The sequence below is a fragment of the Marivivens sp. ABH4_498 genome, assembly GCF_056160585.1.
This window is the reverse complement of the sequence record NZ_JBSWXL010000011.1, coordinates 13,211-26,657: the sequence shown is the minus strand read 5'-3', so window position 1 is coordinate 26,657 and position 13,447 is coordinate 13,211. Positions and strand designations below refer to the sequence as shown.

Genomic DNA, 13,447 nt, shown 5'->3' with positions numbered 1-13,447 from the left:
TTTACTTTGTATCCATAAGGGCCAGCAAAGCGGTCTATCTACCTTCGATGACGACAGAAAACCGTCGCTCCGCCCCTTGTGGGGGTGGATCGAATGGGGCGGCGCGGCGAATGTGATCGACGGCCAGATTGTCCAGTTCGGCATTTCCCGACGATTGGGCCACAGAAACGCTATCCAATGCGCCCGTCCCGCCAATTGCAAAAGCCACCAAGGTCCGCCCCCGAAGCCCCGTTGAAACCCGCCGCGTTCGACTGATTTTACGCATGACTACATTACCGTAATTTCGCGCGGCACGGCTGTTGGTGGTCACGACTGCGGTTTCTTCGGCGCCTTGACCTGATGGCGCGGCTGTCGTGGTTTGCGCCGCTGTTGTCGCCCTTTGCGCACCTGCAACGGTATTTTGCTGCGCGCCGCCTTGCGTCACTTGTTGCTGCGGCGGGCGCAAATTTTCGGGACGCACGATCGGACGCGGGCCCGTTTCGACCGCCGTCAGCGCCGTTTGTTCGCGCACAGGGTCAATAGGGTCTAGCGTCGTGGGCGATACCGCCGTTTGGGCGGCGTAGGTCGGCGTCACCGTCGGCGTTACCGTGGCAGCAAGGCTACTGGCGGGCGGCGTCGCGGCTGCGACCGGTTCGACGGCCGATACAGCCCCCATTGTCAGGCTTTCAAAATGATTGCCCAACTGAACCTGCCTAGGCGGCGCGGCTGCTGGCGGCTCAATAGCGTCGACCTGATCCCGCATCAGGCCGACGCCATGCGCCACAACCGAAATCGTTGCCGCGCAGACTGCGGCAATGACATTTTTCATCGCGATGTCCCTCGCTCTGTCACTACCACAATATTTTCGGCGCCGGATTGTGCGAATTCACCGGCGATGCGCACCAAATCCTGCGCAGGCAAATCCCGATCCGGCATCAATCGCAACACATCGCCAGCGCCATATCCCAATGCCAAAATCGCAGACGTCATATCGACGGGTTCACCGCGCAGGTAAATCGACCCATCGGCATGTATCACGACTGCATCGGCTGGTTGCTGACCCACCATATCCGCGACTGTAATCAGGTTCACTTCACCCGATTGTGTCGCCGAAATGGTCCCCGCAACCAAGAAAAAGACCAGCATCAAAAATACGATGTTGATCAGGGCAATGGTCGGCTCTTGCCTTTGACGTGTTATGCGCTGACGCAGGGCCATTACTGTAGCACCGTGACGGATAATTCGGGCCGCAAAGCCAGTTGCACCATCAGGTCAACCAATCTTTGGGACGACACGCCTGTGCCCAGCGCGACCAGAACCTGGCGGTCGCCCTGCCTTAGGAACTGATCGGCCTGTTCAATTAAATTCGACATGTCGATCCGCGCGCCATTTAGGCGTAGATCCTCGGACCCCAATTGCAAAAAAAGGGGCGGCGCCGTTGCCGCTCCTGTACCAGCTGACGCCGCTGTCAGCGGAATTTCTGAAAACCGCGTAAAGGTCGAACTTAGCATAAAGAACAACAGCAGCAGGAAAATGACATCAATCAGCGATGTCATAGACAGCGCGCGCCGACGCCCATGTGTGCCAGACCTAAGCGGCATCCCGTTCACCCTTTGGCGAATAGATCGTTTCAATCCCCAAAATCGCGATGGACCGTTCTATGGCCACACGGGTTTCGAAAAAGGTCAGCACCAAAGTTGTTGGGATCGCCACGGCCAACCCAGCCGCCGTCGTCAACAGTGCCACCCAAATACCGCCGGCCAACAGCGCAGGATCAACATTCGCCCCCGCCTGCTGCATCGCCTGAAAGGCATCAATCATGCCCAAAACCGTGCCGAACAACCCCAGCAAAGGGGACACTTGCGCAATGCTGTCCAGCAATTTGAAACCGCTTTCCAACCGCGTGATAACACTGTCGGCTTCGGTTTCGGTTCGGGATTGGGACTGATCCGCGCGATGCGCTGCGCTGTCCGCGAAAACGGGCCCCAATCTGTTAGGCGATTGATTGAAAACAGCGGTCGCATCCTGAAAATCGCCTGTATCACACAGACGCAACCCCGCGCGAATGGCGGTATGCCGCCCGACGCCTAGATGCCAAAACTGCCATAGTTTCCATAGGATTGTCGCAATCGAAATAACGGACAGGCCCAGCAAAATTGCGATAACGGGACCGCCCAATTCATAAACGGCGATGACGCCTGCCCAAACCGCCTGAATCATCCGATCAGCCCCAAATCGATACGCGAGGTCAAAGACAGCAAATCGCTGCAAATGGCGGGTGTTACGCCTTCTCCTTCGCAGGTGGACACGCCGTTGATCAGAATTTGCGACAGGTCGGAACAAGCCAGACCAGCAATATCAAATTGCCGAACACGTGGCCGACCCAAAGGCAAAGTTTCCAGATTGAACAGCGTTAGGCGGTCTACCTCGCCTGATTGACGGAACAACACGGTTTCCAATGTCATGTCGTTGATATCGGCTGCGGAATTATTGGTCGCCATCAATGAAATGCGGCAGGCGCCGTCCACCTCTGCTGCGCCATTCAGTTCGATTAAAACCCCGGCAGGTTCTGATGAACCTGCCGGGACATTTTGCGCATTTGCTGGAATCGCAGTGAACGCGACCACTGCGGCCATTGCAAATACGCTAAATGATTTGGTCATAAAATTCGGCTGTGCGCCCACCCAACCGCATTGAAAAAGTGTTTTGTTTTCCATTGGATAAACGCCCCGCACATCACGTTGTTTTCGAACTGAGGCTCGCGGGTCGCTGGCAAATATTGCATATCCTGCAACAATATTCTTGCGCTCCTACTAATTCCGATTATTTTAGTCAAGAAAATTCAACATCCCCAGCAAATGCAATTTCCGCATAGCGAGGTCCCGAGATAAGAGGAGCCGCTATGGGCAATTCAAATACTTTGACCGCCGCACAAATTCGGCAGGCCATTCTGGACAATCCCAAAAAACGCGCCCGCGATTTGGCCGATTCATTGAACATTGGCGAAGCGGCATTGGTTGCTGCGCAAGTGTCTGTCGGCGGCGCTACAAAAATTGCGGCTGACCCAAATGTTCTGATTCCGCGCCTAAAAGAATTGGGCCCTGTCATGGCGCTAACACGCACGGCATCGGTCGTTCATGAAAAGGACGGGATTTACGACAATTACCATGCGGGCGATCACGCTTCGATGGTGCTAAACGGCGCGATTGATCTACGCATGTTCCCGTCCCACTGGGTGCACGCCTTTGCAGTACGGGTCGAAACCGATGAATCTGTGCGTCATTCGATCCAAATCTTTGACGCTGCAGGCGATGCTGTTCACAAAATCCACGCGCGGCAAGGCACCGACATTGCGGCACTGGAACGCCTGACCGCAGAACTGGCAACCGATGACCAACCAGACACTCTGACGCTGGCCACACGGCACCCCACAGAGGCGCCGAGATCCAACACTGCAAAACTGGAAATCCTGCGCCAAGAATGGGACCGGATGACAGACACCCATCAGTTCCTGCGCCTGACATCAAAGCTGGGCATGAACCGACTGGGTGCCTATCGCATCGTTGGCGATCCATACGTGCAGCAATTGCACACTGACGCTGTGAACACGGCGTTAGAACAGCTGGTCGCCACAGAACTGCCCAGCATGATTTTCGTTGGAAACCGCGGCTGCATCCAAATCCACAGCGGCCCGATCCATAACCTGCGCAAAATGGGCCCGTGGCAAAATGTAATGGACCCCGAATTCAATTTGCACCTGCGACTGGATCACATTGCCGAAGTCTATGCGGTGCACAAACCCACGCGGCGCGGCATGGCACATTCTATCGAAGCTTTTGACAAAGACGGCGCGATCATTCTGCAAATTTTCGGAATGCGTAGTGACGCTGGCGATTTCACCGAAAAATTTGCCGCGCTCTGCGCCGGCCTACCGACCTTAGAAAAAGAGACCGTATAAATGTTTACCCGCATTCTGAGCATCATCACCGCGACAGCCTTCGGATCTGTCGCGACGGCACAAGAACCAGAGCATCGGATCGTTTCCATTGGCGGAACCGTCACGGAAATTATCTATGCGTTGGGCCAGTCAGACCTGATCGTCGCGCGCGACACCACGTCAACCTACCCAGCCGAAGCCAGCCAATTGCCTGACGTCGGCTATATGCGTGCCCTATCCCCCGAAGGCGTTCTGTCGGTCGATCCAACCCTGATCATTGCCGAAGAAGGCAGCGGCCCAATCGAGACAATCGACGTTCTAAAAGAAGCGTCAATTGAATACGTCACAGTGCCAACGGGTTACACCGCAGAAGCGGTCGCCGAAAAAATCACAATCATCGGCGATGCCCTAAACCAAAGCGAAGCCGCCGCGACACTGGCAGCACAAGTCACCGAAGATATGCAAGCGGCGGCGCAAACCGCAGCGCATGACGACCCCAAATCGGTCCTGTTCGTTCTGTCGGTCCAAGGTGACCGTGTCATGGCAGCTGGCCAACAAACATCCGCTGACGCGATCATATCGCTGGCTGGGGGACAAAATACGATGAGCGCCTTTGAGGGTTATAAACCTGTATCGAACGAAGCCATTATCGAAGCTGCCCCTGATCTCATCCTAATGATGCAATCGGGCGGCCACACCATTACCGACGAACAGATCATCGCGCACGTTGGTTTGGGCACAACCCCCGCCGCAAACACAGGCAATATCGCGCGTATTGATGGGCTGTTGTTGCTGGGATTTGGCCCGCGCACAGGTGACGCGATCCAATCCGTTAACTCCGCACTATACACAGACTAATCATGGCCGACATTTCCCAAAACATCCCAAAACTTGGCGCTCATTTTGCGGGCGACCGGCAACAGCGCGGTCGGTTTGTCACCATTGCGCTGTCGATTGCGCTGGTATTTACGGCGATCAATAGTCTGGGCGTTGGTGCAACAGGGTTACCGATTTGGGAAATTCTGGCGCGGTTTATCAACGGTATCGGCCTATCACATACCGAAACCATTGTTCTGTTCGACATCCGCATGCCTCGTATGGTGATGGGCGTGCTGGTCGGGTCGGCTCTGTCGGTTTCGGGTACAATCATGCAAGGGCTGTTTCGCAATCCTTTGGCCGACCCTGGCCTGATTGGGGTCGGGTCTGGGGCCGCGTTGGGCGCGATCATCGCGATCGTACTGGGGTCGTATTTGCCCGCACAGCTGGCCGCGACTTTCGGGCCATCGCTGGTGCCGTTTGCTGCGTTCGTCGGCGCATGGGCAACGACGTTGCTATTGTATCGGGTGTCAACACGGGGCGGCCGAACTTCGGTTGCAGTTATGCTATTGGCCGGCATCGCGGTCGGCGCGCTTAGCGGCGCGGTTTCTGGCATCTTGATCTATATTGCGGACGATTCAGAACTGCGCGACCTGACGTTTTGGGGCATGGGATCCCTTGCCGGAGCCACATGGACCAAAGTTTGGGTCGCGGCACCTATGATCCTTGTTGCGCTGATCAGCGCGCCTGCATTGGCGCGGGCATTGAACGCGATGGCTCTGGGGGAAACCAGCGCCATGCATATGGGGATCAATGTGCAGCGCATGAAACGTTTCGCTATTTTGGCAGTTGCAGGGGCGACCGGCGCAGCTGTTGCCATTTCGGGCGGGATCGGTTTTGTCGGTATTGTCGTTCCGCACCTGCTGCGGATCAGCATCGGGCCAGACCACCGCTATTTATTGCCTGCATCAGCATTGCTGGGCGCCATTATTTTGCTGATTGCCGATATGGTCGCGCGGGTTGCGGTCGCGCCTTCAGACCTGCCAATCGGCATCATCACGGCAATATTGGGCGGCCCGTTTTTCCTATACATCCTCTTGCGCAATCGCGGCATGTTGGAGGCATAATGTTTAACGCATCACACCTGAATGTTCGATACGGGCAAAAGACCATCATCAACGATTTGTCCTTTTCTGCAAAGGCTGGCGCGCTTACCGCAATTGTCGGACCGAATGGGTCAGGGAAAAGCACGTTGCTAAAGGCAATCACAGGCGAAATCCCCAGCACTGGGGCCATTTCACTGGATGGTGCTAATATTCGCAATCTATCGCCAGCAGGATTGGCCGCACGTCGCGCCGTCCTGCCTCAATCCACCACGATTGCGTTTCCCTTTACGGTTATGGAAATCGTGCGCATCGGCGTAGAGGCCGGCGGCGGTGCCAATCCATCTCTGGCGCTTCATGCGTTGGCGCGGGTTGGGCTGGCTGGGTACGAAGGCCGCACCTACAACGAACTCTCAGGCGGCGAACAGCAACGGTGCCAATTGGCACGCGTGTTATGTCAGGTGTGGCACCCCAAAACGGATGACCACCCAAACTGGTTGCTATTGGACGAACCTGTTTCTGCGCTGGATATCGGCCATCAGTTAGAGGTGATGCGCATCGCCCGTGATTATGCCGACAATGGTGGCGGTGTCATTGCTGTTATGCACGACCTAAACCTGACGGCGATGTTTGCAGACAGTGTTGCGCTGATGCGGGGCGGTGAAATTTTACGTCAGGACAGGCCCCAATCTGTTTTAACAAACGCGTATTTGTCGGATGCCTATGGTTGTGCTTTGCAGATCAGCACTCCGCCAGTTGACGCGAATATCCCCTATATCCTGCCGCAAGCCGTTCCAGCCTATCAGGCGGGGTAAGCAAATCCGCCCAGATTGCATTGCGGACGACCAATGGCCGTCCGCAGTCATTACAGAAAATCACAGATCCAACAGGGCATCCTGTTTTTCGATTTCAACAGTATGATCCATTTCTTCGGCATTAAGGCCTACCGAAATTGAAAATTCACCACCCTCAATCCGCCATTTTTTTACGCTATCATCAAAATAACAGAATGCGCGCTGATCAAGGTCAAACCGGACGCTTCGGCTCTCTCCTGCTTCTAGCGTTACCTTTTGATACGCTTTCAGCTCGCGTTCGGGGCGTTCAACTGATGCTTCGATGTCGCCGACATATAGCTGCACCACCGAGGTTCCAGAACGGTCCCCTGTATTCGTAACGGTGACGTTGGCAACCGCACCTGTTTCGGTTGGCTCTGCCGACAATTCCGACAATTCAAACGAGGTATAAGACAGGCCAAAGCCGAACGGGAACATCGGTTTGATGCCCGTTTTGATGTAATGGCGATAGCCAATCATTACGCCTTCTTCGTAGCGGACTTTGCCGTTCAGACCGGGGTAAATTTCTGGGTCTTGACTCCATGTCGGGTTGTCGTTCCAGCGCTGAGGGAATGTTTGCGGCAAACGGCCCGATGGATCGACGTCGCCAAACACCACATCCGCAATCGAATTTCCGCATTCCTGACCCGGATACCACGATTGCAGGATCGCTGGCGCATCGTGCATCCAAGGCAGCTCAATCGGGCCGCCCGTTTGCAGCACCACGACCGTGTTCGGGTTCGCATTCAGAACGGCAGCGACCAATTCATCCTGACGGCCAGGTAGCGCGATATTTTCCAGATCGGACCCTTCGGTATCCCATTCGCCCGAACGTCCCACAAACACCACAGCCACATCTGCCGCCGCTGCGGTTTCTGCGGCCTGCGCAATGTCCGCATCCCCCAGCGGACGCGAAATACCGACGCGCAACGCGCCAAAGTTCAGGTTGTCCGCCTTTTTCGACCCGAATTCGACAACGATGTCGTGGGCATTGCCCGCGGTCAGATCGACCGAAGCGACGACTTCGTCATTGCCTTCTTCAAAGAAAGTGCGCCCTTTGATCCATTTGTCGCCCCACGCGTCGATGACCAATTCGCCATCGACCCAGATACGGAAGTAACCCGCCGCATGTGCGCCGATGTTGAACGCTGCGGTTTCGGTGGGGGTGTAGGTGCCGATGATGCGTGCCGAAAATGCCGCCGGATCGACCTTACCGCCGCCCAATGGCGGGATCCAGAACGCGTTGATCGCGTCCATTTTATCGGTGTGAACAGGCGATCCGTCCAAGCTGACGTTGTCATAGAATTCGACCGAAAAATCGCCGCTCAGCACAGGTTCCCAGCGGTGGTTGGTGCAGCCTTGGGCAAAGGTGACGTTGCCCGCACCCAACACGTCCGAAAACGCGTCAAACGGCGAAACAACGTAATGCGGGTTCAATTGCGCCGACCCGCCGCCCATGATTTTCGCGTCTTTGGCGTTCGGGCCGATCAGCGCGACCTTGGCCGATTTGGACAGGGGCAATTTGCCTTCGTTTTTCAGCATGACGGTACCCGCCGCGCCTGCCTTGCGGATCAGGGCACGATGTTCGGGGCGATTGTCGGCGATTTCGTGGAATTCTTTGTCGTCCCACAGCGAACCGCAGCGTTCCATCAGGCGCAGCATATTCAGCGCGCGGGTGCGGATCGTGTCGCGGCTCACGCGGCCTTCGTTCACGGCCTGAACCAGTTTTTCGCCGCGATCACGGGTTGGGCCGGGCATTTCCAGATCCAGACCGGCATTCACCGTCGGTTCGGTCGAGCGTGACCCGAACCAGTCAGACATCACGATGCCGTCGTATTTCCAATCTTCGCGCAGGACTTTGGTCAAAAGGAACGTGTTTTCAGCCGCATAGGTGCCGTTCACTTTGTTATAGGACGACATAATGCCCCAAGTGCCCGCCTTTTTCACCGCGTCTTCGAACGGGCGTAGGTAGACCTCGCGCAGGGCCCGTTCGCTGATGTCCGAATTGATCGTGGTGCGTTCAATTTCAGATTCATTGCCCGCATAGTGTTTGATCGTCGCCGACACGCCATTTTTCTGCAGGCCTTTGATATAGCCAACGGCCATGCCTGCGGCCAATTCGGGGTCTTCGGAATAGCATTCGAAATTGCGACCGTTGGTGACGCTGCGGTGGATGTTCACGGTTGGCGCCAACGACACATGAGCGGATTTGGATTTCACCTCGTCCGCGATGGCGTGACCGATGTCTTCGGCCAGTTCGACATCCCATGTGGCGCCCAGCGCAATGCCCACAGGGAAAGCCGCCGCCGACACACCGCCAATCAACGAACCGCCCCCGCGCGCGCCATTCGGGCCATCCGTCACATACATTTTCTGGATACCCAGACGCGGGACCGCAGGGGTCGACCAAAAATCTTCGCCAGAGAGGATAGATACCTGTTCCTCTAGCGTCATCAGGTCCACAAGTTCGTCAATTGTCGGTTTGGTCATAGTCGTCTTTCCTTAGGCCAGCAGTTCAGCGGCTTGTGCGGGCGATAACGCCTCGGGCCGATCACAAGTCGTTGTCATTTCGATCCATTCGCGTTTTTCGCCCGATGCCAAAATCGCGGTCATTACGTCGATGACATGGACCGCAAGGTCGATATTGCAACGGTGCGCGCGGCCAGTTGCGATGGCGTCGGCCATATCGGCCAAACCTGCACAGCGGTAATTGGCGCGCGGATTGCCCTCGCCGTCCTCGATGTTGTTTTTGCCGAACGGATGGCCCCAATCGCCCATCGCGTTTGCGCCGTCTTTGGTCGCCAATTCCACGTCACCGCCAAAGAAATTCGGGTCAGGCAGGTACAGCGATCCGGTTTCGCCATATAGCTCCATTTCTTTGTGGCGGTGCGCCCAGACATCCCAGCTGGCGCCCAATGTGACCAACGCGCCGTTCGCAAATTCCATCACAGCATGGATATTGGTTGGCGTATCGACAGGCACGGTTTCGCCGTCGCGCGGGCCGTTGCCAATCGTGCGGGTCGGGAAACTGGCGGCGGTCATTGCGGTGACGGCTTTGACTGGGCCCAGCAGTTGAACAAGGTTCGTGATGTAATACGGCCCCAAATCCAGAACCGGCCCCGCACCCGGCTGGAAAAAGAAATCAGGGTTCGGGTGCCAGTCTTCCATCCCGTGGGACATGACGTGGCAGGTGCCGCCGATGATGCGGCCAATTTTGCCTTCGTCGATGGCCGCGCGGGCCTGTTGATGCGCCCCGCCAAAGAACGTGTCAGGCGCCGATCCAATGCGCAGACCCTTTGCCGCCGCCAGTTCGCGCAGCGCGGTGCCTTCCTCTAGTGACAGGACCAACGGTTTTTCCGAATAGGCGTGTTTGCCTGCCTCTAGGATTTGGCGGGTGATGTCGTAATGCGCAGCGGGAATGGTCAGGTTCACGACCATGTCGATGTCGCCTGATGCCAACAGCCCTTCGACCGTATGCGCGCGCACGCCAAATTTGTCAGCCTGCGCTTGTGCTGCGGCTTCGTTAATGTCGGCAACTGCGCGGACTTCTAACGATTTGAACAGAGGGGCCAGCTCTAGATACGCGGTAGAGATGTTACCGCAGCCAATGATACCTACGCCCATTTTGGTCATGGTGTCGTCCTTACAAAGTGATGGCAGTTGCATGCGAACGGGTCGCAAAACGCGAATGGTCGTTCGGGTTGTCGTGTTCGCAGACCCAGATGCCGACGTTATTGGCGCGCAAGGCATCCGCAATCGGGGCAAAATCGATTTCGCCGTGACCCAGATCGGCCCAGCCATCTTCGTCTGCGCAATCGCCTGCTGGAGCGCGGTCTTTGATGTGGGCCGCGATCATGCGGTCGCCATAGGCATTGATGTAATCCACAGGATTCAGACCCGCCACATGCACCCACGCCAGATCCAGTTCGATATGAATATCGCTAGAGGCCGAATAGATCAGGTCCATCGGAATATCGCCCTGAGGCGTGCGGAAAAATTCGAAATCGTGGTTGTGGTAGCCAAAGGTCAGACCCGCCGCGACAATCGGTTTCGCCGCCGCCGCCAGACGTTCCGCAAAGGCGGTCCAGCCTGCGGTATCTGTTGGGCGATCTTCGGGTGCGATCCACGGGACGATCACGTTCTGAATGCCCAGCGTCTTAGCGATTTCGATCGCTTTTTCAGGGGTTTGTTCAACCAGTTCGATCGCGAAATGGCCCGATGGCATCGACATATCGTGCTGGTCCAGCAACGCTTTGGTGGCTGCTGTATCTTCGTATTGCGCCCCGAAACCTTCGACGTTTTTGAAACCAACACCGGCCAACATCGAAATCGTGTCGGCAAAGTCATAATTGCGGGATGAAAACAGCTGATAAGACAATTGAGTCATGTGTTTGGTCCTTATTGGCGTGGCGCCATGGTTGCGCTGTATAGATCGCGGATACGGAACGTAGCCGTCGCCGCAGGATCATTTGGAATAAAATCGAACCGCACAGGTGCATCGGGCAGCACCGTCACGGCGTTACGACTGAAACGGCCAGGCACATCCGCCTGAACGGTCACGAACAGGGCCAAAGCCGATGCAGAAACGATCACGGAATTTCCGTCCTGTTCCATCGTCAGTTCAGCATCCTGCAGATCGTATGTTTTGTAGGGCTGCGGCGCGAAATGCTCGGTGCCCGAACCGCCCTGATCATCAGCCCATTCGATCAAAATGATTTCATCGGGTGCGATTGATGCGCGCGGGATACGGATCGCCTCGACCGCGCCATTGGTGACGGATGTCTGGGCATCGGCGATCAAACGGGTTGCGCCTGACGGCGTACAACACATTACGCTCACAGACACATCCCGCGCCGCGCCAGTGTCATTCACGGCACGAAACACCAGTTCGTCGCCAATGGGTTCGACCACAACCGTGATCGGCGCATAGAATTCCCGCGCCATGTAATGCAGCATTTTCCACCCGCCGCCATAATCCAGCGACGACCACGAACACACGGGCCACGTATCGTTCAGCTGCCAGATCAACGTACCCATGCAATAGGGCGACAGCCCCCGCCATTGGGTCACAGCCGTTTTGATCGCCAGTCCCTGCTGGATTTGGCTAAGCCAGACGAAATCTTCGAACCGTTCGGGCCAGCGGAAATAGCGGAACATCGTTTCTGCAATCCGCGCATTCCCGCCTGCGTTTTTCTGATGGCTTTCGAATACGGGGGACGCGATGTTGCGATCCTGAGGCGCCGTGAATGTTTCGATTACATCCATCGACGGATAGCTTTGGAACCCGAATTCAGAACAGAACCGCGGGCGGACGTCGCGGTAGTGATCGAAATCGCGGCCTTCGTGCCAGACCGACCAGAAATGCATATCGCCAGACCCCGACCGATGCCACGCGTCACCGAAATCCAAACGCCCCAAAGACGGCGACGAAGGCCACCAATTGGCCGCAGGATCGGTGTCTTTTAACGCCACCTCGATCGCGCGGTTCATGCGGTCGTAATTCACAAGGTAACGATCACGATTAGAACGGCTTTCTTCGAACCAGTCCAGCGCCCCGACCAGTTCATTATCCCCGCACCACAGCGCCAGACAGGCGTGATGCTGTATGCGGGTTACGTTTTCGCGAACCTCGAGCGTGATGTTGTCCAAAAACGCATCGGTCGAAGGATACAAATGACAGGCGAACATGAAATCCTGCCAAACCAACAGGCCCAGCGCGTCACAAGACGCATAGAAACTGTAGGTTTCGTATCTGCCGCCGCCCCAGACGCGGATCATGTTCATATTGGCGTCTTTGGCGGATTTCAGCAGGTCGTGCGTTGCGTTGTCCGTGATGCGCCCCGCCAAAGCGTCGGCTGGAATCCAGTTCGCGCCCTTGGCAAAAACATCGCGGCCATTGACGCGGAATTTAAATGTCGCGCCGTCGGCGTCAGGGTCCGTCACCAGTTCAATCCGGCGTAGACCAATGCGGCGGGTCACGTGGGTATCGCCGCTGGTCAATGTCAGATCATGCAGTACCTGATCGCCATGCCCATTGGGCCACCATAGAACGGGGTTCTGAATGTCCAGCTCGGCGTGGATGATACCATCGATGCAGTCGCACGTAACGGTCTGCCCACACAGGGAAACCGCAACGGTATCCGTTAAATGCCATCCGTTTGCCTGAATTTTCACGCGCACACGATCAGAGGAATGATCCTGCCAGACCATGACATCATCGATACGGGGGGCTTGTGCGGGCTCTAACCGAATGTCGCCGGTTATGCCGATAGGCGCCAAAGCGATATTCCAATCCCAACCAAAATCACACTGCACCTTGCGCAGCATATTTCCGTTCGGGATCGGGCAATTGGGTTCGTGATAGGGGATGTAGAACGGCTGTTTTTCCTGCCGTTCCGCTGCTGCCGTTACGGGTGATTGGAATCGTATTTCAATCTGATTTTCGCCCGAACAATGCACCGGCACCCGATACGCACGAAAAGCATTGTCGCATTCCGCGATGACTTTGCCATTCAGCGTGACGGTCGCCACGGTATCAACACCGTTCAGCACCAGATCAAACGCCCCGTCCGCCATGAACGATCTGCGGATCGTCCAATCGCGTTCGCAAATCCAACGCAGGTCATATTCGTTGCGGCCCCAGTAGGGATCGCTGATCAAACCCGCGTTGAACAATGCCGAAACCCCATCGCCTGGCACAGAAAAGGCACAGGAATAGCTGCCGCTATCGTCCGATAGCTGCCAGTTTTGGGCCAGTGAAATGGGGTTCGGCGTCATTA

At 56.3% G+C, this 13,447-nt stretch carries 13 protein-coding genes; 4 read left to right on the top strand and 9 right to left on the bottom strand.

The annotated features are described in order from the left end of the window. Window positions 1–34: 34 nt before the first annotated feature. From ACXAGA_RS16125 to ACXAGA_RS16105, 5 genes are read right to left on the bottom strand one after another with little or no spacing between them, the layout of a single operon-like run. The gene (locus ACXAGA_RS16125; protein ID WP_475118496.1) at window positions 35–808 is read right to left on the bottom strand and encodes an energy transducer TonB family protein; all 774 of its coding nucleotides are present in this window, start codon (window positions 806–808) and stop codon (window positions 35–37) included. Beyond that, entirely contained in the window at window positions 805–1,197 is a 393-nt protein-coding gene (locus ACXAGA_RS16120) for an ExbD/TolR family protein (RefSeq protein WP_475118495.1), read from the bottom strand. Before ACXAGA_RS16120 ends, ACXAGA_RS16125 begins: the two co-directional genes overlap by 4 nt. Next, entirely contained in the window at window positions 1,197–1,535 is a 339-nt protein-coding gene (locus tag ACXAGA_RS16115) for a biopolymer transporter ExbD (RefSeq protein ID WP_475118494.1), read from the bottom strand. Before ACXAGA_RS16115 ends, ACXAGA_RS16120 begins: the two co-directional genes overlap by 1 nt. 34 nt (window positions 1,536–1,569) lie before the next feature. Next, a complete protein-coding gene (locus ACXAGA_RS16110) occupies window positions 1,570–2,199 on the bottom strand; it encodes a MotA/TolQ/ExbB proton channel family protein (RefSeq protein ID WP_475118493.1) in 630 nt (209 codons plus the stop codon). Then, window positions 2,196–2,642, bottom strand: coding sequence for a hypothetical protein (locus tag ACXAGA_RS16105; protein ID WP_475118492.1), 447 nt, complete (start codon window positions 2,640–2,642; stop codon window positions 2,196–2,198). Before ACXAGA_RS16105 ends, ACXAGA_RS16110 begins: the two co-directional genes overlap by 4 nt. Before the next feature lie 239 nt (window positions 2,643–2,881). Here ACXAGA_RS16105 and ACXAGA_RS16100 point away from each other — a divergent pair, with 239 nt between their 5' ends. Genes ACXAGA_RS16100 through ACXAGA_RS16085 form a run of 4 tightly spaced genes read left to right on the top strand, consistent with a single transcriptional unit; the run spans window position 2,882 to window position 6,650 of the window. Then, window positions 2,882–3,937, top strand: a complete 1,056-nt coding sequence (locus tag ACXAGA_RS16100) for a hemin-degrading factor (RefSeq protein WP_475118491.1) — start codon at window positions 2,882–2,884, stop codon at window positions 3,935–3,937. After that, entirely contained in the window at window positions 3,938–4,774 is an 837-nt protein-coding gene (locus ACXAGA_RS16095; protein WP_475118490.1) for a heme/hemin ABC transporter substrate-binding protein, read from the top strand. 2 nt (window positions 4,775–4,776) lie between these two features. Further along, window positions 4,777–5,859 carry a FecCD family ABC transporter permease gene (locus ACXAGA_RS16090; RefSeq protein ID WP_475118489.1) on the top strand — a complete coding sequence of 361 codons (1,083 nt, stop codon included), beginning with the start codon at window positions 4,777–4,779 and terminating at the stop codon, window positions 5,857–5,859. Further along, a complete protein-coding gene (locus ACXAGA_RS16085; protein WP_475118488.1) occupies window positions 5,859–6,650 on the top strand; it encodes a heme ABC transporter ATP-binding protein in 792 nt (263 codons plus the stop codon). Before ACXAGA_RS16090 ends, ACXAGA_RS16085 begins: the two co-directional genes overlap by 1 nt. A 60-nt stretch (window positions 6,651–6,710) precedes the next feature. Here the strand turns inward: ACXAGA_RS16085 and ACXAGA_RS16080 are convergent, their stop codons facing one another. Genes ACXAGA_RS16080 through ACXAGA_RS16065 form a run of 4 tightly spaced genes read right to left on the bottom strand, consistent with a single transcriptional unit; the run spans window position 6,711 to window position 13,445 of the window. Continuing rightward, window positions 6,711–9,158: a beta-glucosidase gene (locus ACXAGA_RS16080; RefSeq protein ID WP_475118487.1), complete on the bottom strand. Its 2,448-nt coding sequence runs from the start codon at window positions 9,156–9,158 to the stop codon at window positions 6,711–6,713. Window positions 9,159–9,170: 12 nt separating this feature from the next. Next, window positions 9,171–10,301, bottom strand: a complete 1,131-nt coding sequence (locus ACXAGA_RS16075) for a Gfo/Idh/MocA family protein (protein ID WP_475118486.1) — start codon at window positions 10,299–10,301, stop codon at window positions 9,171–9,173. Between the two features lie 10 nt (window positions 10,302–10,311). Continuing rightward, the gene (locus tag ACXAGA_RS16070) at window positions 10,312–11,055 is read right to left on the bottom strand and encodes a sugar phosphate isomerase/epimerase family protein (RefSeq protein WP_475118485.1); all 744 of its coding nucleotides are present in this window, start codon (window positions 11,053–11,055) and stop codon (window positions 10,312–10,314) included. Between the two features lie 11 nt (window positions 11,056–11,066). Next, window positions 11,067–13,445 carry a beta-mannosidase gene (locus ACXAGA_RS16065; protein WP_475118484.1) on the bottom strand — a complete coding sequence of 793 codons (2,379 nt, stop codon included), beginning with the start codon at window positions 13,443–13,445 and terminating at the stop codon, window positions 11,067–11,069. Between the last annotated feature and the right edge of the window lie 2 nt (window positions 13,446–13,447).